This window comes from Bacillus sp. 16GRE42 (assembly GCF_019837435.1).
Lineage (GTDB): Bacteria > Bacillota > Bacilli > Bacillales > Bacillaceae_G > Bacillus_A > Bacillus_A wiedmannii.
This window is the reverse complement of sequence record NZ_JADAXF010000006.1, coordinates 132,544-157,399: the sequence shown is the minus strand read 5'-3', so window position 1 is coordinate 157,399 and position 24,856 is coordinate 132,544. Positions and strand designations below refer to the sequence as shown.

The following is a 24,856-nucleotide window of genomic DNA, read 5'->3' as shown; positions in this document are numbered from 1 at the left end:
AGCTGATTTTATGAACAAAATAACACCAGTAGTGTTTACTACTACTGGTGTTTTCACACGCATCTTATTCAAATGGTAGCTTGATTCTAAAGTTTGTCCCTACTCCTAATTGGCTTGTTACTAGAATGGAACCGTTATGCAATTCTACAATTTCTTTTGCAACAGCTAGCCCGATACCTTTTCCTCCAGTAGCTCTCGTTCTGGATTTATCAACACGATAAAAACGATCAAAAATATGTGAGATATCTTCTTCAGGAATACCTTCTCCTTCATCGTCTACATTTATTGTAAAAGAATCTGTTTCCGTGAGTACACGTATCGTAATAGATGTGTTTTCTGGTGAATGTTGATAAGCATTGTGTAATAAATTTAACATAACTTGTTCCATACGTCTTTCGTCTATGCAAACTTCTAAATCATCTTTGCAATATACATGGAGTTGCATTTGTTTGTTAGTTAATGTTGTTTTTGTTTTTTCAACCATTCGTTCTAAAAATGGTTTAAGGATCACTTTTTGTTTTTTTATAACAAACTGATGTTGTTCTAATTGCACTAGCATAAATAAATCTTGGACGAGATCGGTTACACTATCTGTTTCATCCTCAATGATCTGTAAGTATTCTTCACGCTCTTCTTTCGTTAAAGAATCCCTCTTTGCTACCTTCGCATAACCTTTCATATAGGTCAATGGAGTTAATAGTTCATGGGCAACACTAGCGAGAAATTCATTTCTTTCTTTTTTCATATAAGTCAGTTCACTGGATAAATCTTCGATCGTTTTTGCTAAGCTGCCAAGCTCATCATTCCGTTTAATACCTAATTGAATTGGTGTATTTAATTTTGACATTTTTTCTGTTGCCCTCTTCATTTTTATAAGTGGTTCTGTAATAACACGAGAAAAAACAAAGACAGAAATAGTCGTTAAAATAATTGTCACAACACTAATGATAAGAAATTGATTCATGAGTTTAAGTAACATATTTTCTAAGAAAGATGTTTTTAATAACATATATAACTTTCCTTGAAACTCTTCTGTGTTAAGTGGGCTTACCGTTGTGATGAATTTTGATTTTTTCCAGTTCTTTTCGACAATTAATCCGCCTTTTGGAATAGGTTCTGTTTTACAAGTAAGTTGTTTCTGCATTGCCTTTGTTACGGGTTCTGAAGTGGAAATAATTTTGCCATTATTGTCTGTTAGTATGATAGCTATATCAGAGTTAGCAATTAATTCTGATTCTACTAAGTGTGCAGCTGCATCCGCGATATCGAAATCTGGATACATAGGACGGTTAGGGTTTTTATTGTATTCAGCGCGTTCGGGGTGTTGCTTTTCTTTAGCAATTGCATTCCACTTTGTGCGGCTTGTAATTTTTTTACTATAGCGATTACCTTTTTCTAAAAGAGCAAGTGTTTCTTCCTCAATCCGCATTGTTGAAATGCTTTTGTAAAAAGATACGAAAGCAATTGTTTCAATACATAAAGCTAATATTAAAAAGTATGTCCCAATTTTAAGGGAAAGTTTACTCATTTTCTCACCATACCTTATTCATAATAAACGGTCAGTGGTATGGTATTTCCACTGACCGAAGTAATTATTCACATTTCCATTTATATCCGACTTTATAGACGGTTTCTAAGTAATTTTCAATTGGAAATCCTTTTTTACGTAATTTATCACGGATATTGCGAATATGTGAATCGATTGTTCTATATTCGATGTCTGTTTCATAGCCCCAAATTTTCTCGATTAAATCATCTCGGCTATAAGCACGGTTTGTATTTTGTAAAAATAGTCCAAGTAACGAAAATTCAATAGGAGTTAGTGAGATTTTTTCGTCATAAACTGTGACAGTATGTTTCGTTTTATCCCACTCGATACCATTGAAGCTAACGAAGCCGTCTTTCTTTGTACGACGTAATATAGCCTCGATTCTTGCGACTAATACATGCTCATCAAATGGTTTTGTAATATAGTCGTCCGCGCCCATAGTGAGGCCTTTCACCATATCGTAATTTTGATTACGAGCTGTTAGCATAATAATTGGAACGTTGGAAATTTGACGGATTTGATAGCAAGTATCCCATCCATCCATATTCGGCATCATAACATCTAACAAAATAATATCGAAGTCTTTTTGTTCTATTAACTTTAGTGCTTCAAGGCCAGAGGTAGCTTTCATACAAAAATAGCCGCGAGGGCTTAAGAAAAGATCTAATAATCGTAACATGCGTTCTTCATCGTCTACTAATAAAATTTTTACCATTATCTTGTGCACCCCAAACTGTTCATTCTACTTGTATAGTTTACATGAAAATAATAAAAAACTCTTTTTATGTGATTGAGTGGAAGAGTTATTTTTCGCTCAGAGTAATTGACATAAAAAATGCACTAGTTTTGCACAACTATTTTTTATAATAGAAAACGTAGCGACACAAAATACCCTATGTTGCGACATAACGTCATGTCATTTTATTTATAAAATGACAATTCCATTCTATTGTGTATGTGAGATAGAGAGGGTTTTCGTATTCACCTCGCATCGGATAAGAAAAATTTCCTATCTCACACTTTTTTTAAAAGGAGATCATACACATGAATCCAAAAGAAGAAATTTCAAAAAAAGAAAAGCAAGATCGTAATACGGTTGTCATGTGCATTGCCGTATCTATGGTTATTATTATAAGTTGTGTAAATAAAATTTTGGGGATTTTATAATATAAAAAAGCTTATTGCTTCTTAAGAAGCAATAAGCTTTTTTCATTATTAGGGAAATAGTTCTATATAATAAACCAAGGCAAAATTGCTAACCCAGAAGTTACAATTGCTGTAGTAAATATTAAAAGCATAGCTCGTTTGTTTTGTTTCATGTCACATTCTCCTCTACCTATCAATTGAATGCTATACGTTCATTTCATAATTGATGCCTTACTAATTAAAGTTTCACTTTATACTTTTAGTATAATGAATGGAAAGGTTTGGTACGATCGATAAAGGTGACATGAAGATTACATTGTTGTAATGAAAAAAGCACCTTTCTTAATCAAAAGGTGCTTTTAACTATATTGAAGTATTAATCATTTAAGAATAGAACCATATGTTCCTCGTCCCAATATTGACCGTTATGTTTTAATGAACGTTCCTGTACGCCGTAAGTTTGGAAACCTAATGACTCATATAATTTTTTTGCCGCATCGTTACCAACTACAACATCGAGCATAAGTTGTTCTACATGTAGTTTATCGGCATTTTCAATAATTGCTTTAATTAGAGCTCGTCCTGCGCCAAGGCCACGCGCTTTTGGGGAAACAAAAACGGAACCGATTTTTGCTTTATGTTCTTGTTTAATGAAAGGCTTTGTTTCTAAAGTAGAAATGCCGATTAAATCGTTATCTTTGAAGACCCCTAGAGTATACTTATCCGGATTGCTTAATCGTTTTGCCATAGCAGCTACAGGATCCTCATGTTTAAGAACATCTTCATAAGAAGAGCTAAAAGCTTCTGGGTTCTTCGTTAAACCTTCCATACAAACTTTTAAATATATTTCTGCGTCCTCTGTCGTTAATAAGCGAATTTCCATAGTTATAACCTCCTTGGTCGATTTCAAATAAAATAAATCCATTACTTCTATAAGATTGTGTATGCGTTTTGTTAGCAGTCTCTTTTAATTTGTAAAAGAATGAAAAGATATATGCTACAATGTTTTATTTTTAATATGTAATGAAATTATATATTAACTTCATTAACTATTCAAGTCTTTAATATATTACATTTTTATAACTAAAATAACTCCTCAACCGAGGAGTTATTTTAGTTATTCGATTGATAACCATCAATTCGATGTGGATGTGTGTAAATATTGCAAGATTCATTTCTAATAAATCCTACGACTGTAATGCCTAAATCATGAGCGAGTTGTAATGCTAATTTTGTTGGAGCGGATTTAGATAGAACCATTTCACATCCGATTTTTGAAACTTTTAGTAAAATTTCGGATGAAATACGCCCGCTAAATGCGATGATTTTTCCTTTAACGGATATATCGTTGCGTAAACAATGACCATATATTTTATCTAATGCATTATGTCTTCCAATATCCATTCTTGATAGGAGGATATTGTTTCGATCACATAGCGCGGTATTGTGAACCCCGCCGGTTTGGCGAAAGGTAGTGGAAGATTGTTGTAAAGTATTCATTAAGTAAAAGCATTCTTCAGGAGTAATTTTTACATGTATATCATGTAAATCTTTTGCTTTTGCTGCATCGTTAACGAAAATAAAGCCTTGTCTACCTTTTCCACAGCAAGAAGTGATGTATCGTTTATTATATAAAGTTTGATAGAGTGGATTTATTTTTGATGATGTTACATGGACAATTCCGTTATCTTTTTGCACCCATAGTTCTTCAACATCTTTATAGTAAGCAATAATTCCTTCAGAAATTAAAAAACCAATTACCATATCTTCAATATAATTTGGTGTGCATACAACTGTTACATATTCTTCACCATTTAATTTAATGGTAATAGGAGATTCTGTAACAATCTCATCCAGTTGTTTTGAAAATGTACCAGATTGATAGCGTACAATTGTATAAGTCTCTTGCGTAGGCCCCATATTTAATTCCCCTTTTATATGTATTTCTCTCCCATATTTATCATAAAACAATGGGGAAATAAAAACACCTATTAGCAAGGAAATCACAGATTATTTTGGTTATTATTGTATATGTACGATATAATAGAACCGTAGAATAGTGATATTTTCAGGCTTTCGTAGTTATACCTTATAACATCTAGAATCGGCTTCATAAGAAAAGTATTCGGGCAGAGCGTTTCAAAAATATGTACAGTAATGCGATTTTGAAAACGGATTCATAATTGTGTTGTACAGTTGGTTGTAAGGAGAGGGGAAACTATGGCAGAACAGACAGTCCGTGTAACCGTGGATGGTAAAGAATTTTCCACATCGGGTGAAAAGACGATACTACAATTATTTAACGAGAGTAATTTGGAACATCCTCAAATTTGTCATGTACCAGAAGTAGATCCAATTCAAACTTGTGATACGTGTATTGTAGAAGTAAATGGGAAGTTATTACGTGCTTGTTCAACGAAATTAGAGAGCGGTATGCATATCGAAAGACAGTCTCAGCGTGCGAAAGAGGCACAGACTGAGGCAATGGATCGAATATTAGAGAATCATTTATTGTATTGTACCGTTTGTGATAACAATAATGGTAACTGTAAAGTCCATAACACGGTACATATGATGGAAATTGAAGAACAGAAATATCCGTATGAGCCGAAAGTAAGTGCTTGTGAAGTGGATATGTCACATCCGTTTTATCGGTATGATCCAAATCAATGTATTGCTTGTGGACAGTGTGTAGAAGTATGTCAAAACTTACAGGTTAATGAAACTATATCGATAGACTGGAACTTAGATCGTCCACGTGTTATATGGGATCATGGTGTAAGCATAAATGACTCATCTTGTGTAAGTTGTGGGCAGTGTGTAACAGTATGTCCATGTAATGCGTTAATGGAAAAAACAATGCTAGGTGAAGCTGGGTTTATGACTGGATTAAAATCAGATGTGTTAGATCCAATGATTGATTTTGTAAAGGATGTAGAGCCTGGATATAGTAGTATTTTAGCGGTTTCAGAAGTAGAGGCTGCGATGCGTAAGACGAAAGTTAATAAAACAAAAACAGTTTGTACATTTTGTGGTGTCGGTTGTTCCTTTGAAGTATGGACAAAAGATCGCCATATATTAAAAGTGCAACCTGTTTCAGATGCACCTGTTAATGGTATTTCCACATGTGTAAAAGGTAAATTTGGATGGGACTTTGTAAATAGTGAAGATCGAATTACGAAGCCATTAATTCGCCAAGGGGATATGTTTGTTGAAGCTTCATGGGAAGAAGCATTAGAAGTTGTTGCTTCTAACATGCAGCATATTAAATCTGAATATGGCAGCGATGCATTTGGGTTCATTTCTTCATCGAAAGTAACGAATGAAGAAAATTACCTTATGCAAAAACTAGCCCGACAAATATATGGAACGAATAATGTGGACAACTGTTCTCGTTATTGTCAATCTCCAGCGACAGACGGTTTATTTAAAACTGTCGGTATGGGCGGGGATGCTGGAACAGTGAAAGATATAGCTGAAGCAGGCCTTGTTATTATCGTTGGTGCGAATCCAACAGAAGGACACCCTGTACTTGCGACGAGAGTAAAACGTGCTCATAAATTACACGAGCAAAAACTGATTGTAGCAGACCTTCGTAAACATGAAATGGCAGAGCGTGCGGATTTATTTATTCATCCGCGCCAAGGTACGGATTACGTATGGCTTGCTGGTATTACGAAATATATTATTGATCAAGATTGGCACGATAAAAAGTTTTTAGCTGAAAATGTGAAGAACTTTGATGAATATAGCAAAATGTTAGAAAAGTATACGCTCGATTATACAGAAGAAATTACGGGGATTTCTAAAACTCAGTTAAAAGAAATGGCCCGTATGGTATATGAAGCAGATGGTACTTGTATACTTTGGGGAATGGGTGTAACGCAAAATACAGGAGGAAGTACGACATCAGCAGCAATTTCAAATTTACTACTTGTTACGGGTAACTATCGTCGTCCTGGTGCAGGTGCATACCCATTACGAGGACATAATAACGTACAAGGTGCTTGTGATATGGCAACATTACCAAACTGGCTTCCTGGTTATCAAGCAGTATCAGATGATACGCTGCGTGCGAAATTTGAAAAAGCATACGGTACAACTATTCCGAAAGCACCAGGATTAAATAATATTGCAATGTTACTTGCAGCGGAAGAAGGAAAACTACGCGGTATGTATGTCATGGGTGAAGAAATGGCTTTAGTCGATTCAAATGCGAACCATGTGCAACACATTTTATCGAATTTAGACTTCCTCGTTGTTCAAGATATGTTCTTATCAAAAACAGCTCGTTTTGCTGATGTTATTTTACCGGCAGCACCAAGTTTAGAAAAAGAAGGAACGTTTACGAATACAGAGCGCCGTATTCAAAGATTATATGAAGTATTGAAACCACTAGGTGATTCCAAACCAGACTGGTGGATTTTGCAAAAAGTTGCTCGTGCACTGGGCGGGGATTGGAATTACGAAAGTCCAAGTGAAATTATGGACGAAATCGCATCACTTGCACCGTTATACTCTCAAGCGACGTATGACCGTCTAGAAGGATGGAATAGTTTATGTTGGGGTAGTCATGATGGTAGCGATACACCGCTATTATATGTAGACGGATTTAACTTCCCAGATAAACTTGCTCGTTTATCATTAGATGAATGGGTACCACCGGTTGTAGCGCCAGATGAGTATGATTTACTGTTAAATAATGGACGCATGCTAGAACATTTCCATGAAGGGAATATGACAAATAAATCAGCTGGTATTTTATCTAAAGTATCTGAAGTATTCGTTGAAATTTCACCTGAACTCGCTATAGAGCGCAATGTGAAAGATGGTGGTCTTGTAGAATTAGCATCACCATTTGGAAAAATTAAAGTACAAGCGCTTATTACTGACCGTGTAACGGGGAAAGAGCTATATTTACCGATGCATGCAACGATAAATGAAGAAGCGATTAATATTTTAACGGGGACGGCAACAGACCTTTATACGTGTACACCAGCATATAAACAAACGATGGTGAAAATGCGTGTGTTACGTGAAAAAGGAAATCGTCCGTTACCATCTTCAAACCCGCGAGATAAAAAGCGTAATCCGCAAAATGGTGTTGAAATCGAGCAAAAATGGCAAAGAAAACAATACGTATCACTTGTGGACTAGGGGGCGGAGATAGTGGCGAAAGAAATTACGTTAATAAAAAAGAAAGTTGTAACAGAGGAAGAGCAGAAACAGCAAGTAGCAGATGAACTTCTAAATGAGTTATCTAATAATCGTGAAGCAGTAGAAGAAACGATGCAGCTTTTAGCACAGTTGCAGAAGGCTGGTATATTAGATGCGGCGATTAGTTTACTTGCTGCGAAGGAAGATGTTTCAAAAATCGCTGTGGAGCAATTAAATCGTGAACCCGTTAAAAATGCACTCAACAATATGATGGGGGCGGGGGAAGCGCTATCCGCAGTTGACCCAGAAGTAACGAAGCAAATCACATCGAGTTTAGTCACTGGATTGCAATTTGCTACAGATGAATTAAATAGTGGTAAAAAAACAAAAGTGATGGATTTCTTTAAAGTGTTAAAAGATCCAGATATCAATAGAGCCATTACATTCGGTTTTAGCTTCTTGAAAGCATTTGGGCAAGGATTAGAGAAAAAATAGAGTAAATGAAAAAAGTGATGGGAAGTAGCCATCACTTTTTTCATTGCATGTATAAGAGTGTTCATGTTAAGCGGAATATATTATTATTAAAAAGATGGATTGGAAATGGAAATATGGAATCCATCTCAAATATCGTTTTAGAATGTGGAGGAATATATGCAACACCGTAAAAGACTATCTATACCAGGGGTAATGGGACATTCCTTTCAAACAGTTAGGTTTGCTTTTTGGAATGTATTAACCTTTCAACTTGCTTATAAATTATTAGCAGCGATTGTATTTGTTCCGCTATTTGGGATTATTTTTAATAAGTTATTGTATTTTGGTGGTTATGCAAATGCGACGAATGATGAATTATTAGCGTTTTTAAAGACACCATACGGCATTTTGGCAATCGTAATTTTATCATTGTTAGCCCTGTTTCTTATCTTTACGGAATTTGCGGTACTTATTATTATTTCGTACTTCGCTCATAAAAGACAAAAGGTGAAATTACGTCCGATTTTATATAAAACTGTAACGTATTTACCTACTCTGTTCACATATTGCTTACCAGGATTTATTTTATATGCTGTCGTATTGTTACCTCTTTTAAATATCGGATATGAAACGGCGTTAATTCCGCAAATTCAAATTCCTAACTTTATTACAGGAGAACTGTTTAAGACAACGATGGGACAAGTTGGTTATTACACATTTTTTGCTGTAGTTGCATATTTGAACCTTCGCTGGATTTTTGTTCTACCTATTGTTGTTTTAGAGCAAAAGCCGTTTCGCGCAGCAGCACGTAAAAGTGCAACGTTAGTAAAAGAAAGTTTTTTTAAAGTACTATTCTTTTTAGTAGGATTTTTTATTTCAATAGGGATTGTGTACGGCGTATTTTTTGGAATGTATTTATTGTGTCTATGGGGCATGTACGAATTTACAAATCCACAGGGAACATTTGCATTATTAGCGGAATCAACAATGTCTGTATTTTTAACGAGTACATTGTATTTATTTAGTTTTATCGTGACGCCATTTTATATTATGGCAATAATACGATTATATTTACAAAAGGTTCCGGTTGAAGATGTTTTATTAGAAGAAGGATTAGATTATTCGAAAACAAAAGCAGATAAATGTTTCTTCCAAAAACATCGTTGGAAATTTATTGGCGTATATATTGTAGGAATTATTACTGCTGGAATGGTTGTTGCCTTCATTGTTACCTTTATTACAAACACATATAAAGAACCAATTATTATGGCTCATCGTGGTTATATTTCAAAAGGTGTAGAGAATACGAAAGAAGCTGTGCAGGGGGCTATTGATGCGAAAGCAGACTATGCTGAAATTGATGTACTGCAAACGAAAGACGGTGAACTAGCAGTTATACATGATTTGAAGCTAAAACGTCTTGCAAATGCTAATGTTCATGTGTCAGATTTAACGATGGACGAGTTAAGACAGCTTACCCTTAGTCAAGATGGGTTTTCAGGACAAATCAGTACACTTGATGAGATCATTAAGCTGTCAAAGAACAAAATCAAACTTAATATTGAAGTGAAGCTTCATGGTGGCGAAAAAGATTTCGTAAACAAAGTATTAAAAGTGATTAAAGATAATGAATTTGAGAAACAATGTGTCATTCAAACGTTACACTATCCGCTTATTAAAGAGTTTAAACGTGCAAATCCAAATATAAAAGTAGGATATATACTGTATGCAAGTAGAGCCAACTTAAAGAATGTGAAGGCTGATTTTTATGTAGCAGAAGAATACATGTTAAATAAGAAATTAGTAAAAGAAGCAAGAAAGTTAAACAAGCCGATTTACGTATGGACGGTAAATGATATGGAAAGTTTAAAGGGATATTATAAATTAAACGTAGATGGTATCATTACCGATTATCCTAAAGATGCACGTGAAACAATTAAGATGTTAAAAGAACAAGAAGCGGAAGAAAGTGATCTGTTTGATAAAATTAGTGAAACAACAGATGATTTATTTTCCAAGTTATTTATAAGTTACCCAGCTGTTGGCTAGATGCCCGCAGCTGTTTTTTTAGGAAAAGAATATATCTCTAAAGTATTGTACAAATTAAGAACTGTATATGTATACGGAATCACTCGGGTTTCTTACATTGTTACATTATTGTCGAATAATAAATGATTATTGCTTATTTTTAATGAGTATAATAAAAATAGAGTGATAGATAATGAAATGTAACGAAGATGCTAATAGAATCAATGTTCCATATATTTACACTATTCTAAATATATAAACTTTAAAAAAATGATATGTTAGCGTTTTCATAATTTTTAAGTTATGCTAGAATAAGGACATAAGTTATTAATTATTACAAAAAGAAAAAAGACTTTCTTTTTTCTGTTAATTATAAGGGGGCATTTCATTATGCGTATTGGGGTACCAGCAGAAATTAAAAACAACGAAAACCGTGTGGCAATGACACCAGCAGGTGTTGTACATTTAATTCGTAACAATCACGAAGTATTCATTCAAAAGGGTGCAGGTCTAGGATCTGGTTTCACAGATGCTCAGTATGTTGAAGCAGGAGCGAAAATTGTTGATACGGCTGAAGAAGCTTGGAACATGGAAATGGTTATGAAAGTTAAGGAACCAGTTGAAAGCGAATACAAACACTTCAGCGAAGGTTTAATCTTATTCACATACTTACACTTAGCTCCAGAACCAGAATTAACAAAAGCGTTAATTGAGAAGAAAGTTGTTGCGATTGCATACGAAACAGTACAATTAGAAAACCGTTCTCTACCATTACTTGCACCTATGAGTGAAGTAGCTGGTCGTATGGCTGCACAAATTGGTGCACAATTCCTTGAGAAAAACAAAGGCGGTAAAGGTATCTTACTTGCAGGTGTTCCAGGGGTTAAACGTGGTAAAGTAACAATCATCGGTGGTGGACAAGCTGGTACAAATGCTGCTAAAATTGCAGTTGGACTAGGTGCGGATGTAACAATCATCGACTTAAGTGCAGAACGTCTTCGTCAATTAGATGACATTTTCGGAAACCAAGTAAAAACTTTAATGTCTAATCCTTACAATATTGCAGAAGCTGTAAAAGAGTCTGATCTTGTAATCGGTGCAGTATTAATTCCAGGTGCAAAAGCGCCAAAACTTGTAACAGAAGAAATGATTCAATCAATGGAACCAGGTTCTGTTGTTGTAGATATCGCGATTGACCAAGGTGGTATTTTCGAAACAACTGACCGTATTACAACTCATGATAACCCAACTTACGAAAAACACGGCGTTGTTCATTATGCAGTTGCAAACATGCCAGGTGCGGTTCCACGTACATCAACTCTTGCATTAACAAACGTAACAGTACCATATGCAGTGCAAATTGCTAACAAAGGCTACAAAGAAGCTTGCCTAGGCAACTCTGCATTACTAAAAGGTATTAACACATTAGACGGCTATGTAACATTCGAAGCAGTTGCAGAAGCTCACGGTGTAGAGTACAAAGGTGCTAAAGAATTATTAGAAGCAGAAACAGTATCTTGCTAATAGAAGCATTATACAAAACAAAATCGAACAATATATAAACCAACATGATAAGAGCTAAGAGTGAAGATCTCTTAGCTCTTCTTGGCAAAAGGGGGCATACATCGTGGCCAACCTATTTAAAAAGAAATCCGTTACGCAATTGTTAGGGGAAAGTAAAAGTAAAACTTTAACGAAAACGCTAGGGGCATTCGACCTAACAATGCTAGGGATTGGTGCGATAATCGGTACAGGAGTTCTAGTATTAACAGGATTAGTAGCAGCAAGAGATGCTGGTCCAGCAGTTATTTTTTCATTCATGATTGCAGCAATTGTTTGTGGATTTGCAGCTTTATGTTATGCAGAGGTTGCATCTACACTTCCTGTTTCAGGTAGTGTGTACACATATTCATATGCAACAATTGGTGAGTTTGTTGCCCATTTAATGGGATGGACATTGTTATCCGTATATGTCGTAACAACTGCCGCAGTAGCTGGCGGATGGACGGGTTATTTCAATAACTTAGTTAGTGGATTAGGACTTGAAATTCCTAAAGCCTTGTTAACGATTCCATCGCAAGGTGGTATGGTGAACTTACCCGCAATTATCGTTACGTTGGTGATAACTTGGTTATTATCACGAGGTACAAAAGAAAGTAAGCGTGTGAATAACATAATGGTATTAATTAAAATTGGTATTGTTGTTTTATTCATTGCAGTTGGTGTATTCTACGTGAAACCAGAAAACTGGATACCATTTGCACCGTACGGCATAAGTGGAGTTTTCGCCGGAGGAGCAGCAGTATTCTTCGCTTTCTTAGGATTTGATGCATTAGCAACTTCTGCTGAAGAAGTAAAAAATCCGCAACGTGATCTGCCGATTGGTATTATTGCTTCATTAGTCATTTGTACAATCATTTATGTTGTAGTTTGTCTCGTTATGACAGGTATGGTTTCTTATAAAGAATTAGATGTACCAGAAGCTATGGCATATGTGTTAGAAGTTGTAGGACAAGACAAAGTAGCAGGTATAATCGCAATTGGAGCTGTAATTGGTATTATGGCTGTAATTTTTGCTTACATTTATGCAACAACACGTGTATTCTTCGCGATGAGCCGTGACGGTTTATTGCCAAAATCATTTGCAAAAATTAATAAAAAGACAGAAGCACCAACATTTTCAGTTTGGTTAACAGGAATTGGTAGTGCATTAATTGCTGGATTTATCGATTTAAAAGAATTGTCAAATTTAGCGAATATTGGAGCGTTATTAACATTTGCGATGGTGGGTGTAACTGTCATCATTCTTCGTAAAACACATCCGAAATTACAACGCGGATTTATGGTACCACTTGTACCAATCTTACCGATTATTTCAGTTGCATGTTGTCTATTCTTAATGGTAAATTTACCGTTAAAAACATGGATATACTTCGGTGTTTGGTTAGCAATTGGAGTAGTTGTATACTTTGTATATTCGAAAAAGCACAGTCATCTAAAAGAAGATGGAAGTTCGCAAGATAATTTAGAAAAAGCTAATTAAAGGGATATAAGATAGTAAGCCTTGTGCGTCTAGGGAGCGCGCAAGGCTTTTTTCTTTTGTGCAAAATGTACATCCATTTTTCGTATGAGAATGTAATGGATGCAGAAAATATGTGTACGCCTTATTAAAATGTGAACAAAATGTTCGGAAAAATGTATGGGATTTCATTGACACATATGAACAGACGCTCATATAATAAGAGTATAAGATATATGAATGATTGTTCATATGTTCAAATAAAGAGGTGAGCTATAATGGCTGGAAATAAAGTAGAAACACCACAAGAGACATGTTCTCAAACGATAATTCATGAAGAAGTTGTTGATCAAGTAAAACAAACAATTCCAACTGATGAAAGTTTAAGTAAAGTAGCAGAATTATTTAAAGTATTAGGCGATCGTACACGGACGAGAATATTACATGCATTATTTGAAGCTGAAATGTGTGTTTGTGATTTAGCTTATTTATTAGGAATGACACAATCATCTATTTCGCATCAGCTTCGTGTGTTAAAGCAAGCGAAACTTGTAAAGAATCGTAAAGAAGGAAAGGTCGTTTATTATTCATTAGCTGACCAGCACGTAATTCATATCTTCGAGCAAGCGTTTGAACACGTAAACGAGGAAGAATAAAAAGAACGCGAGGAGGGAGAACGATGGCTGAAGCATTAGTGAAAAAGAAACTGGTGTTAGAAGGTTTAGATTGTGCGAACTGTGCAATGAAAATTGAAAAAGGCGTTGGGAATATAGAAGGAGTAAATTTTTGCTCTGTAAATTTCGCCACAAAAACAATGGTTTTAGAAACAGCACAAAATAAAGAAAGTGAAGTTGTTACAGAAGCAAAACAACTCGTTACAAAATTAGAACCGCATATTAAAGTACAAGAAGAACAAAAAAATAAAGTTGCAAAAGAAGTATTTATATTAGAAGGTTTAGATTGCGCGAATTGTGCGATGAAGATTGAAAATAAAGTGAAGGAAATGCCGGCTGTTTCAGCAGCAACTGTTGATTTCGTATCGAAGAAATTAAGAGTTGAAGTAGCGAATAAAAGAGAATTAGAAGCGACTGTAGCGAATATAACGAATGTCGTGCAAAAGTTAGAACCAGATGTGAAAGTTGTTCGTGAAGAAAAAGGTGGTCATGACCACGGACATAGTCACGACCATGGTGAAGCAAATGTGAAAAAGATGGTAGGACGATTAGTGGTCGGCGGAATTTTGACAGCAATTGCTGCATTAGCTGGCTTACCACAAATGATAACAATTCCGTTATTCGTCCTTGCGTATTTATTAATAGGCGGAGATATCGTTTGGAGAGCGGTAAGAAACATAACTCGCGGCCAAGTGTTCGATGAGAACTTCTTAATGGCAATTGCAACACTAGGAGCTTTTGCGATTCAACAATATTCAGAAGCTGTTGCGGTAATGTTATTCTATCAAGTAGGGGAACTATTCCAAAGTATTGCGGTCAATCGCTCCCGAAAGTCAATTACTTCATTAATGGATATCCGTCCTGATTATGCGAATGTGAAGGTTGGAAATGAAACGAAACAAGTATCACCAGAAGATGTACAAATCGGCGATTATATTATCGTGAAGCCTGGTGAGAAAGTACCATTAGACGGAAAAGTAGTTGAAGGAACATCAATGGTAGATACTTCAGCATTGACTGGTGAATCTGTACCACGTGAAGTCGAAGTTGGAAATGATGTATTAAGTGGTTTTGTGAACCAAAATGGTGTATTAACAATTGAAGTTACAAAAGAATTTGGTGAATCAACTGTATCAAAAATTTTAGATTTAGTTCAAAATGCAAGCAGTAAAAAAGCGCCAACAGAAAACTTTATTACGAAGTTCGCGCGTTACTATACTCCAGTTGTAGTTATTACAGCAGCGATTATGGCGTTTATTCCACCACTTATTTTAGAAGGAGCTACATTCTCAGAATGGATTTATAGAGCTTTAGTGTTCTTAGTAATCTCTTGTCCATGTGCGTTAGTTGTATCAATTCCTCTTGGATTCTTTGGAGGAATTGGTGGTGCATCTAAAAGTGGTGTGTTAATAAAAGGAAGTAACTATTTAGAAGCTTTAAATGATGTGAAATATATTGTTTTTGATAAAACGGGAACATTAACAAAAGGTGTCTTCAAAGTTACAAAAATGGAACCAAGCGAAGGCATTAAAAATGAAGAATTATTAGAGTATGCAGCATTTGCTGAAGTGTATTCTAATCATCCAATTGCACAATCGATTCGAAAAGCATATGGAAAATCAATTGATGAAAAAATAATCGATGAGTATAACGAAATTTCTGGTCATGGTACATTCGTAAAAGTACAAGGAAAAGAAATTTTTGCAGGTAATGCTAAATTAATGAGAAAAGAAAACATTACATTTAAGCAACCAGAAACGGTAGGTACATTAGTTCACGTTGCCGTAGATGGGGAATATGCAGGTTATATCGTTATCTCTGATGAGGTAAAAGAAGATTCAAAACAAGCAATTCAAAAATTAAAAGAACTAGGTATTAAGAAGACAGTCATGTTAACTGGTGATGCAAAAGCAGTTGGTGAAGCTGTCGGTAGGGAATTAGGTTTAGATGAAGTCCACGCAGAACTATTACCGCAACAAAAAGTAGAAGAGATTGAAAAAATTGATGCGGCGAAGAGCGGAAAAGAAAAAGTTGCTTTCGTTGGTGATGGTATTAATGATACACCGGTATTAGCAAGAGCAGATGTTGGTATTGCGATGGGTGGTTTAGGATCAGATGCAGCGATTGAGGCAGCAGACATCGTTATTATGACTGATGAGCCTTCAAAAATTGCAACAGCCTTAAACATCGCAAAACGTACACGACGCATTGTATGGCAAAATATCATCTTTGCATTAGGGGTAAAAGGATTAGTTTTATTACTGGGTGCTTTTGGTATTGCAACAATGTGGGAAGCTGTCTTCTCAGATGTCGGTGTGACACTACTTGCAGTGTTAAATGCAATGCGTGTACTACGAGTGAAAGATTTATAAAAAAGAGGACGCAACTTGCGTCCTCTTTTTTAGGTTATTTTGTTGAAATTGACTCAATAAAATAATAACAAATATTATTTTATAAATGAATAACGTAATATTTAAATTTACAAATAAAAAATATTTGTCGTACTATTTTAATATATTTTTCACAAAGATACATATCGTATTGAAAAAACAGAGAAGGAGAAGCTTCTCTGTTTTATTTTTGTATATTTTTTTCAACTTGTTCTCGAACAGTTTGAATGTAATTCATTTTATGATCCCAACATTCTTGACTTAAATCGACAGGGTACTCTTCGGGATTTAAAGTTCGCATATACTCTTCCCAAAATAGTGCGAGACTCTGTTCATTATATTTTTGAATATCTAATATACCTGGTAGTTCATATGTTCTTTCGCCGTTAACGAAAATGTCTTTATGCAGTTCGCGAGCTTCAAAGTTTGTTACAAATTTACTTATATACGTGTGAACAGGATGAAACATTTTTAAACGTTCTTCTTTTCCAGGTTCTTCAGAATCTAATGCAATATAATCGCCTTCTGCATGATCATTAACTCGATTGATAATGCGATAAATTCGTTTCAGTCCTGGAGTCGTAATTTTTTCAGGGTTAGATGAAATTTTAATTGTATCATTTAACTTTCCATCCGTATCTTCAATCGCCACTAGTTTATAAACAGCCCCTAATGCCGGTTGCTCAAAGGATGTAATTAATTTTGTTCCAACACCCCATACATCAATTTTTGCTCCTTGAGATTTCAAATGCATAATTGTGTATTCATCTAAATCGCTAGAAGCAATAATTTTTGTATGTGTAAACCCAGCTTCGTCTAGTAGTTTTCTGGCCTTTTTAGATAAATAGGCCATATCACCACTATCAAGGCGAATGCCGTAAAAATCGATACGATCTCCAAACTCTTTCGCGACGCGAATTGCATTTGGAACACCTGATTTTAAAGTATCGTATGTATCAACGAGAAAGACACATTTTTTATGGGTTTCAGCGTATTTCTTAAACGCGACATATTCATCGCGATACGCTTGAACGAAAGAGTGAGCGTGTGTGCCGGCTACAGGTATCCCGAAGCGTTTTCCAGCACGAACGTTACTCGTAGACGAAAATCCACCAATAAAGGCAGCACGTGTGCCCCAAAGAGCTGCATCAAACTCGTGGGCTCGTCTTGTACCAAATTCTAAAAGTTCATCATTATTTGCAGCATGCTTCATACGAGCAGCTTTTGTTGCAATTAATGTTTGGTAATTCACAATGTTTAACAGGGCAGTTTCAATAATTTGTGCTTCACCGAGCGGTGCATCAACACGTAATAAAGGCTCGTTATTAAATACAACTTCACCTTCTTGCATACTTCGAACCGTCCCAGTGAATTTCATATTTTGTAAATAATGAAGGAATTCTTCTTCAAATTGTAATTCTGCTAAATAAGCGATATCGCTTTCGGTAAAGCTGAAGTTTTCTATGTACTCTACAATCTTTTCAAGGCCAGCAAAAACAGCATAACCGTTCTCGAATGGAAGTTTTCGAAAATATAAATCAAACACCGAGCGGCGATTATGAATACCATCTTTCCAATATGTATAAGCCATATTAATTTGATATAAATCTGTATGTAAGGCATAGCTATCGTCTTTATAATAAGTCATCGCGAAAACACCTCCATAATTTGGTTATAGTATATCAATTTTTCACCGCTCGTAGCAAAGAATGGATATGAAAGTATAGTCAAGAGGGAAAAAAATGAAATAATGCATATTTTTTAGAAAATTAACATTTATCAATTTATATTTCTCAAGATTTTATGTATTATTAGAGTAATGGGGTAATGAGAATGGAGGAGGACAATGCAACAAACATTAGAAAAAATAGGCAAACAAGTCTTTTATAAACGGCTACAGCAAAAAATGACACAAGAAGAATTATGTCAGGGCATTTGTTCTGTCTCATACTTAAGTAAAATCGAAAATGGAAAGATCGAGGCATCAGAAGAAATTCTACAATTGCTCTGCACAAGGTTAGAAATTGCCGTGACGGATTTGAGAGATGTAGAAGAAGATGTGAAGGGGAAGCTAGATGAATGGTTGAATGCACTAGTTCATTTGGACAAGCCACAAGTAGAGCGCATATATGAAGAGTTGCAAGGTGAAATGAAGCATGTTTTGGATTTTGAAATTATAAATTATTATAAACTGCTTTATACGCGTTATTTAATTATGAAACGAGATTTTCTTGCTGTTGAAGAAGAGTTGGAAAGATTGAAAAAAGTTTACAAGAAATATTCACCTTTTCAGAAGATGTTGTATACGTACAGTAAGGCATTGTTACTTAGTCTGCAATATAAGCATAAGGAAAGTTTGAAGTATTTAATTGAAACGGAAGAAATGGCTAAAGAGCAAGGGTATTATGAAACTGGTATATATTATAACTTGAGCCTTGCGTATAGTCACCTAAATATACCACATTTAGCCATGCACTTTGCTAACATTGCCATGGAAGGGTTCCGTAACGAATACAAATTCCGTTATGTAATAAATTGTCAAACGATTATTGCTTTAAGTTATGTGGAAAAAGCACAGTATGAAGAAGCTCTAAAGATTTATGAAAGTATATTAAGAGAAGTGGATTCTTTTGCGGAAAAAGACATGATTAAAGCTATGACTTTAAATAATATGGGAGAATTATACCATTATAAGAATGAGCATGATAAATCAAAAAACTATTTTCTTCAAAGTTTCCAATTACAGCAGACTGTCAATATGAATTATATTGAAACAATTTATGGTTTGGCTAAACAATCTATTCATCTTAAATGTTATGAAGAAGCACAGAAATGGATAGAAAAAGGGATTGAGTGTTCACGTAGTGATGAAAAATATAATAAAATGATTTATTCATTCTGTATATTTAAGTATAAATATTTTGGGGAATCCCAAGAGTTTAAGAGATTTTTAGAGAATGAGGCTATTCCATTCTTTAAGAGTGTGGGTAGTATGAAAGAATTAAAAAATGCCTATTTAGAATTAGCAATGTACTTAGAGAATGAATTTAAGTACGAGGAAAGCAATAAATATTATAAAGAAGTTATTAAAGTTTTGGAAGAAAGGGAGGAATTGAATTGAAAAAACGTATATATGGTGTAGTAGGATTGGGAATAGTAGCGATTCTTTCTTTAGGAGTTAATTATTCTAATCCAGACATATATGGAGTAAAATCCTTAAAAGAAGGATCAGTAAATTACTCTAATCCAGATATTTATGGATTGAAGTCTGTAAAAGAGGAGAATATACAATATTCTAATCCGGATATTTATGGCTTTAATTTTTCAGAAAAAAGTTTCATAAATTATTCTAATCCAGATATTTATGGTTAAGAAAATATTGAAAAACCCCTTTCCAATCGGAAAGGGGTTTTTCAATATTTGTTCTCCAAAATCCTACAAAACTTGAGAAAAAAATTATTTGAATTTTTAGTATATTAATAGTGGAAACATAGTGCTACGATAAAACTACTCTTTTTCAAAAAAAATTTTTATTAGGGGGAAGGTTCATGAAAAAGAAAAGTTTAGCGTTAGTGTTAGCGGCAGGAATGGCAGTTACAACGTTTGGAGGGACAGGCTCTGCGTTTGCAGATTCTAAAAATGTGCTCTCTACGAAGAAGTACAATGAGACAGTACAGTCACCGGAGTTTATTTCTGGTGATTTAACTGGAGCAACTGGTAAGAAAGCAGAATCTGTTGTGTTTGATTACTTAAACGCGGCAAAAGGTGATTACAAGTTAGGGGAAAAGAGTGCGCAAGATTCTTTCAAAGTGAAACAAGTGAAGAAAGATGCTGTAACTGATTCAACAGTAGTACGTATGCAACAAGTATACGAAGGAGTACCTGTATGGGGATCTACGCAAGTAGCTCACGTAAGTAAAGATGGTTCTTTAAAAGTATTGTCTGGAACAGTTGCGCCTGATTTAGACAAAAAGGAAAAGCTGAAAAATAAAAATAAGATTGAAGGCGCAAAAGCAATTGAAATCGCGCAGCAAGATTTAGGTGTAACACCGAAATATGAGGTAGAACCAAAAGCGGACTTATATGTATATCAAAATGGTGAAGAAACAACATATGCATACGTTGTAAATCTAAACTTCTTAGATCCAAATCCAGGAAACTACTATTATTTCATTGAAGCAGACAGCGGTAAAGTGTTAAATAAATATAATAAACTTGATCATGTAGCAAATGAAGATAAGTCACCAGTTAAGCAAGAAGCTCCTAAACAAGAAGCGAAGGCGGTTGTAAAGCCTGTAACAGGGACAAATAAAGTGGGAACTGGTAAAGGGGTATTAGGAGATACAAAGTCGCTTAATACAACGTTATCTGGATCATCTTACTACTTGCAAGATAATACGCGCGGAGCAACGATTTTTACATATGATGCGAAAAATCGTTCAACATTACCAGGAACATTATGGGCAGATGCAGATAATGTTTTCAATGCAGCGTATGATGCAGCGGCAGTAGATGCTCATTACTATGCAGGTAGAACATATGATTATTATAAAGCTACATTTAATAGAAACTCTATTAATGATGCAGGAGCTCCGTTAAAATCGACAGTTCATTACGGAAGTAAGTATAATAATGCGTTCTGGAATGGCTCACAAATGGTATACGGAGATGGAGATGGTGTAACGTTTACTTCATTATCTGGTGGAATTGATGTAATTGGTCACGAATTAACGCATGCTGTTACGGAAAACAGCTCAGATTTAATTTATCAAAATGAATCAGGAGCGCTAAATGAAGCAATTTCTGATATTTTTGGTACTTTAGTAGAATTCTATGATAACCGAAACCCAGATTGGGAGATTGGTGAAGATATTTATACGCCTGGTAAAGCAGGAGATTCGCTTCGTTCTATGAGTGATCCGGCGAAATATGGTGACCCAGACCATTATTCTAAGCGTTACACTGGTTCAAGTGATAACGGTGGAGTTCATACGAACAGTGGTATCATTAACAAACAAGCTTATTTATTAGCAAATGGCGGTACGCATTCTGGTGTAACTGTAACTGGTATTGGTAAAGATAAGTTAGGTGCAATTTATTACCGTGCAAACACACAATATTTCACGCAATCTACTACATTTAGCCAAGCTCGTGCTGGTGCAGTACAAGCTGCAGCTGATTTATATGGTGCGACTTCTGCGGAAGTAGCAGCAGTGAAGCAATCATTTAGTGCTGTTGGTGTAAACTAAGGGTTTAAGAGAGTATTATTAATAAAATACTTCAAAAATAAAGAAGGAGCCTATGCTCCTTCTTTATTTTTTTCTCCATTTTTTCCACAAATAAAACAATCCAACACACCCTGCGATTGTTACAATCCACTTTGCTTCATTCGTTCCATTTATGACGTGGTAGGCAGAATATACTTCAATCAATAAGGCAGGTATTTTCCCTATTGTGCTGGCAATACTGAAAGAGAGTAGTGACATTTTGCCTAGAGCGGCAAATAAGGTAACGATACTTGATGGGATGAAAGGTATGAATCGAAACGATAGAACGAGTAGAAAGGCCTCTCTACCTTCTACATAAAGTAGGCGTTCTACCTTTGGATACTTATTTACTTTGTTGTGAGTGAATTTCTGAAGGCCTATACGATAAATATAAAACGAGATAATAGCCCCTAATGCCTCACCTGCGATCGAAATAATGGTTCCGTTTGTTACACCAAAGAGCTGTATGTTAATAGCGGTCAAAAAAATACTAGGGATAAAACCTAAAAGACTGATGATGATGTTAATTAAGATACTAAGTGGAATTGCGATTGAATAATAGTCTGTTAAGAAGTTTTGAATTGTTGCAGCCATTGTTTAAAATCCTTTATCTTTTTTTGCATTACACCATATTTCTATTGTGTAGGCAAGTGCAAATTTACATAATGTAGGAAACTGTTGATAAAACACTGTTTATATACCTTATATAGGTATTAGGTATATAAAATGAGGGGTATATTTTTCTGGTTTGGAAAACACTAAACAAACCCTGTATTTACAGGATTTTCTCGGTTTTTTAAGTGGTGTTTTAAGTCGGGAAATAATCGGTAAAATATAGGGGTATATTTCGGAGAAGTTCCAAAATAGTGGTTTGATGAAATTAGGGTGGTAATATGGCAAAATTGATGAGGAATTTTAAAAATGTATATGTTTTTTCGTTGTGAAATTGACTTTTAGTGAAGTTGCGATAATAATCATGGAAGAGGTGATATGATGAAACGAATAAGTAGTCTTCTCTTGAGTAGTTTATTGGCATTAATGCTGATCTTAAGTGGATGTGCAGGAAAAGAACAAAAAACAGAGAAACAAACAGGGAATCAATCGACATCAGTAGAAAAAATTAGTGATAATATTTTAGATGAAATGGAAGGGCCACCTAAAAATGGTCATACGATTGAAAGACATGTAGGAAAATCAGAAGAGGATTTGAAGAATCGCTTGAAGACAGATAAAGTATCAGCGGCAAGTACATACTATGATAAGGAAACAGCGACGAAAGCTGTAAAAGATAGTTTGAAGCAGCATGATAAGGAAATTCAAGATTGGTTAAAAAATTCTAAAGAGGCTCGTCTCGTATTAAATACAACTCATTCATTCCCAGTTGGAAAAACGGTAATAAAGAAAAATATGAATGTAAAAGACAAGTTAGTAAAAACTGTTACTGTTTTGGCGAGAGATAAGTCAGGAGATTTAGGATATAAGATCATTACTTCTTATCCATCTGATAAATAAGAAGGGGGAGTAAATATGTATACGACATTACAATATTTTCTCAAATCGTATTGTACGCTAAGTATCCATGAGGATGAAATAGTAGGCGTGATGGAAGAGTTTATAGAGCAAGAAGATGAAGAAATTGTTTTGAAATTACGCGATGAATTATTATATATGAAGAAAAAGAACGCTTGGGAAGAGGCGTGCGTATTAGCTGCGAAGCAAGGAAATCGCATGTGGTCTTTAGAAGAAACGAAAGACCATCTTGAAGCTTTTTTACTATTATTGCAAAAGAAAAAGGCGTGAATAGATCACGCCTTTTTTGTTTGCCAATTTGATGGTGTCTCATTGTGTTGGGGCACTTTTATATACGCTTTTTGAAATTTGTCCATTTGATACTACTTCACCGTTTTGTGTTACCTTTTTATACGTAACCGCTGTTATTTTATCACCAGTTCTACTAACTACTTGAGAAGAAACTTCAACATTTTTACCAGTATTTGTACCAAAAATGCGAGTAGTAATACTACCGCCATTTGAAAATGCTTGAATATAAATATGATTGCCTGTATTGTTTTTAAATTTTAAATCCGGACCATAATCTGCCACTGCTGCATCTTGCCCAAGTGGTAAATAATTTACGGGCATAGAATGATTGCTTCGAGAAACAATTCCTAAATCTGCTCTTAAAGCTGCGCTATACAAAGTGCTACTAACTTGGCAAACGCCTCCGCCTGCACTTTGTATAACTTTACCTTGTGAAAATACTGCTGCGGATTTATAACCATGGGCAGCATCCGTTACTCCAACGCGGCCATTAAAACTAAACGTTTCATCAGGTGCGACAATAACTCCACTTAAAGTATTAGCTGACTTATTTACGTTATAGGACTGGTTTCCATTCCGACCAGCCATTGGAGTTGAATATTCAGCAATTACTTCTTTAATCCCCATTTTTTGTATATCTTCTGTAGAACGCTCAGGTTTTAAGAGTGTAACTGGTAATGTAACGTCCGATGAGCCAGAAGTAATGGCCTGCTGCGTTAAATCAGTTAATTTTCCTTTATCAATTTTTTCTCCATTTTGACTTTGGCTAATATGTACTGTAGAGCCTTCAACACTTAATTCTGCATTAACAGGATTTTTTAATGTGTCATTATATTTATCCTTCATAAAGCTTTCATAAGCAGTTGTATTTAATTGAGCTGTTAATTTATAGTCACGTTTTAATTCACCGTTTTCGGCCTGCTTCCGCATTTGGTAACGATTCATTGCGTTTCCTTCTTGTTCTTTAAAGATTTTGTCAATAATATCTTTTTCCTTATAATTTATCCCTAAATCTTTCCATGTGTACGTTTGTTTATCATTTTGGAATATGTAGGTAAGAGATTTTTGGTCTAATTCAGTTACCTTTTGATTAATAATTGCTTGAATATCTTTTTTATTTTTTCCATCGAGAGAAATACCTTCAAATGTAGTATTTGGTAATGCAGTAGTATCTAATTGATTATTTAGTTTGGATACATATTGATATCCACCAACACCGCCTACACAAAGTAATATGCCTCCAGTAATTGCAGAACCAATCAGTATTTTACTTAGCTTCATGTATTTCCCCCCAGAAATTTTTGTATAAATATATGTATTACATTTTTTGT

At 35.0% G+C, this 24,856-nt stretch carries 21 protein-coding genes; 14 read left to right on the top strand and 7 right to left on the bottom strand.

Annotated elements, in window-relative coordinates:
- Positions 1 to 64 precede the first annotated feature (64 nt).
- A complete protein-coding gene (locus tag ILS93_RS24985; RefSeq protein WP_064477130.1) occupies positions 65 to 1,528 on the bottom strand; it encodes a sensor histidine kinase in 1,464 nt (487 codons plus the stop codon).
- Between the two features lie 64 nt (positions 1,529 to 1,592).
- Positions 1,593 to 2,264 (bottom strand): response regulator transcription factor, encoded by a 672-nt coding sequence (locus tag ILS93_RS24980; RefSeq protein ID WP_064477129.1) that lies wholly within the window; start codon positions 2,262 to 2,264, stop codon positions 1,593 to 1,595.
- Positions 2,265 to 2,593: 329 nt separating this feature from the next.
- Between ILS93_RS24980 and ILS93_RS28840 the strand changes: the two genes are divergently transcribed.
- A complete protein-coding gene (locus tag ILS93_RS28840; protein WP_001068388.1) occupies positions 2,594 to 2,716 on the top strand; it encodes a hypothetical protein in 123 nt (40 codons plus the stop codon).
- A 355-nt stretch (positions 2,717 to 3,071) separates the two neighbouring features.
- Here ILS93_RS28840 and ILS93_RS24975 read toward each other — a convergent pair whose 3' ends face one another.
- Positions 3,072 to 3,578 carry a GNAT family N-acetyltransferase gene (locus ILS93_RS24975; RefSeq protein WP_000405878.1) on the bottom strand — a complete coding sequence of 169 codons (507 nt, stop codon included), beginning with the start codon at positions 3,576 to 3,578 and terminating at the stop codon, positions 3,072 to 3,074.
- A 230-nt stretch (positions 3,579 to 3,808) separates the two neighbouring features.
- On the bottom strand, positions 3,809 to 4,615 hold the full coding sequence (gene fdhD / locus ILS93_RS24970) for a formate dehydrogenase accessory sulfurtransferase FdhD (RefSeq protein ID WP_098275189.1): 807 nt from the start codon (positions 4,613 to 4,615) through the stop codon (positions 3,809 to 3,811).
- 300 nt (positions 4,616 to 4,915) lie between these two features.
- Here fdhD and fdhF point away from each other — a divergent pair, with 300 nt between their 5' ends.
- The 8 genes from fdhF to ILS93_RS24930 all read left to right on the top strand — a co-directional run bounded on the left by fdhF (position 4,916) and on the right by ILS93_RS24930 (position 16,419).
- Positions 4,916 to 7,852 carry a formate dehydrogenase subunit alpha gene (gene fdhF / locus ILS93_RS24965; protein ID WP_064477127.1) on the top strand — a complete coding sequence of 979 codons (2,937 nt, stop codon included), beginning with the start codon at positions 4,916 to 4,918 and terminating at the stop codon, positions 7,850 to 7,852.
- A gap of 12 nt (positions 7,853 to 7,864) precedes the next feature.
- A complete protein-coding gene (locus tag ILS93_RS24960; RefSeq protein ID WP_001040525.1) occupies positions 7,865 to 8,347 on the top strand; it encodes a helical membrane plugin domain-containing protein in 483 nt (160 codons plus the stop codon).
- 5 nt (positions 8,348 to 8,352) lie between these two features.
- Complete coding sequence (locus ILS93_RS24955; RefSeq protein ID WP_222661580.1) at positions 8,353 to 8,517, top strand: hypothetical protein; 165 nt, start codon at positions 8,353 to 8,355, stop codon at positions 8,515 to 8,517.
- Complete coding sequence (locus ILS93_RS24950; RefSeq protein WP_222661574.1) at positions 8,504 to 10,375, top strand: glycerophosphoryl diester phosphodiesterase membrane domain-containing protein; 1,872 nt, start codon at positions 8,504 to 8,506, stop codon at positions 10,373 to 10,375. Before ILS93_RS24955 ends, ILS93_RS24950 begins: the two co-directional genes overlap by 14 nt.
- A 369-nt stretch (positions 10,376 to 10,744) precedes the next feature.
- Positions 10,745 to 11,878 (top strand): alanine dehydrogenase, encoded by a 1,134-nt coding sequence (ald, locus tag ILS93_RS24945; protein ID WP_001219749.1) that lies wholly within the window; start codon positions 10,745 to 10,747, stop codon positions 11,876 to 11,878.
- Between the two features lie 103 nt (positions 11,879 to 11,981).
- The gene (locus ILS93_RS24940; RefSeq protein ID WP_064477125.1) at positions 11,982 to 13,397 is read left to right on the top strand and encodes an amino acid permease; all 1,416 of its coding nucleotides are present in this window, start codon (positions 11,982 to 11,984) and stop codon (positions 13,395 to 13,397) included.
- Positions 13,398 to 13,651: 254 nt separating this feature from the next.
- Positions 13,652 to 14,029, top strand: a complete 378-nt coding sequence (locus ILS93_RS24935; protein WP_000918377.1) for an ArsR/SmtB family transcription factor — start codon at positions 13,652 to 13,654, stop codon at positions 14,027 to 14,029.
- Positions 14,030 to 14,052: 23 nt separating this feature from the next.
- Positions 14,053 to 16,419 carry a heavy metal translocating P-type ATPase gene (locus ILS93_RS24930; RefSeq protein WP_064477124.1) on the top strand — a complete coding sequence of 789 codons (2,367 nt, stop codon included), beginning with the start codon at positions 14,053 to 14,055 and terminating at the stop codon, positions 16,417 to 16,419.
- Positions 16,420 to 16,621: 202 nt separating this feature from the next.
- Here ILS93_RS24930 and ILS93_RS24925 read toward each other — a convergent pair whose 3' ends face one another.
- Complete coding sequence (locus ILS93_RS24925) at positions 16,622 to 18,085, bottom strand: nicotinate phosphoribosyltransferase (protein ID WP_064477123.1); 1,464 nt, start codon at positions 18,083 to 18,085, stop codon at positions 16,622 to 16,624.
- A 198-nt stretch (positions 18,086 to 18,283) separates the two neighbouring features.
- Between ILS93_RS24925 and ILS93_RS24920 the strand changes: the two genes are divergently transcribed.
- The 3 genes from ILS93_RS24920 (at position 18,284) to ILS93_RS24910 (ending at position 21,686) form a co-directional block, all read left to right on the top strand.
- Entirely contained in the window at positions 18,284 to 19,558 is a 1,275-nt protein-coding gene (locus tag ILS93_RS24920; RefSeq protein WP_064477122.1) for a helix-turn-helix domain-containing protein, read from the top strand.
- The gene (locus ILS93_RS24915; RefSeq protein ID WP_064477121.1) at positions 19,555 to 19,809 is read left to right on the top strand and encodes a Phr family secreted Rap phosphatase inhibitor; all 255 of its coding nucleotides are present in this window, start codon (positions 19,555 to 19,557) and stop codon (positions 19,807 to 19,809) included. Before ILS93_RS24920 ends, ILS93_RS24915 begins: the two co-directional genes overlap by 4 nt.
- A 176-nt stretch (positions 19,810 to 19,985) precedes the next feature.
- A complete protein-coding gene (locus ILS93_RS24910) occupies positions 19,986 to 21,686 on the top strand; it encodes a M4 family metallopeptidase (protein ID WP_064477120.1) in 1,701 nt (566 codons plus the stop codon).
- 63 nt (positions 21,687 to 21,749) lie between these two features.
- Here the strand turns inward: ILS93_RS24910 and ILS93_RS24905 are convergent, their stop codons facing one another.
- On the bottom strand, positions 21,750 to 22,298 hold the full coding sequence (locus ILS93_RS24905; RefSeq protein WP_064477119.1) for a TVP38/TMEM64 family protein: 549 nt from the start codon (positions 22,296 to 22,298) through the stop codon (positions 21,750 to 21,752).
- A gap of 399 nt (positions 22,299 to 22,697) precedes the next feature.
- On the opposite strand from ILS93_RS24905, the gene ILS93_RS24900 reads away from it, so the two are divergent.
- Positions 22,698 to 23,216, top strand: coding sequence for an RNase A-like domain-containing lipoprotein (locus tag ILS93_RS24900; RefSeq protein WP_064477118.1), 519 nt, complete (start codon positions 22,698 to 22,700; stop codon positions 23,214 to 23,216).
- Positions 23,217 to 23,231: 15 nt separating this feature from the next.
- Positions 23,232 to 23,504: a hypothetical protein gene (locus tag ILS93_RS24895; protein WP_000288799.1), complete on the top strand. Its 273-nt coding sequence runs from the start codon at positions 23,232 to 23,234 to the stop codon at positions 23,502 to 23,504.
- A gap of 39 nt (positions 23,505 to 23,543) precedes the next feature.
- Here ILS93_RS24895 and ILS93_RS24890 read toward each other — a convergent pair whose 3' ends face one another.
- Positions 23,544 to 24,806: a VanW family protein gene (locus tag ILS93_RS24890; protein ID WP_098103379.1), complete on the bottom strand. Its 1,263-nt coding sequence runs from the start codon at positions 24,804 to 24,806 to the stop codon at positions 23,544 to 23,546.
- Positions 24,807 to 24,856 lie beyond the last annotated feature (50 nt).